Raw genomic sequence first — 451 nt, 5'->3', positions numbered from 1 at the left:
ATTCCGCCATCTTAATGCCAGCAAGATGCAGACGTTTGAACAGGGGCTGATTGATGTCTACCGGAAATTGTCATGGGATTACAGAACCAATAATCCCTGCCGTCTGGGTAAGAAAATCATTATTGAAAACCTGCTGTACCGCTGGAGTAACGGGCGTGTGACGCTGGACTGCAGCGGACGGGAGGCACTGGATGACCTGGTACGTCCGTTTTATCTGCTGGAGGGGCGCAACGTTCCTGACTTCAGGAACAGCATCGGGGCGCAGTATGGTGAATTTCTCGGGAACGGCGACAATGTCGGTAAGCTGTTAGAAGGGGAATATTTTACGGTGCGTGGCTACCAGAAAGGGACCGTACACATTGTCTTTAAGCGTTCTGACCTTGTTGAAAAACTGAATGATATTATTGCACGGCATTATCCAGGTGCATTGCCGCCACGAGTCTGATTAAAC

Annotated in this window: 1 protein-coding gene; it reads left to right on the top strand. The window is 49.7% G+C overall.

Annotated features, from left to right (window positions below):
• Window positions 1-445, top strand: a 445-nt coding sequence (locus FHC48_RS23085; protein ID WP_220420640.1) for a DUF4942 domain-containing protein, incomplete at its 5' end; no start/stop codon positions are given.
• Window positions 446-451: the final 6 nt, after the last annotated feature.

It is taken from the genome of Enterobacter sp. EC_50 (assembly GCF_019584525.1).
GTDB classification, from domain to species: Bacteria; Pseudomonadota; Gammaproteobacteria; order Enterobacterales; family Enterobacteriaceae; genus Enterobacter; species Enterobacter roggenkampii.
Note: the sequence above shows the minus strand (reverse complement) of the source record. Positions and strands in the feature narration are given on the sequence as shown.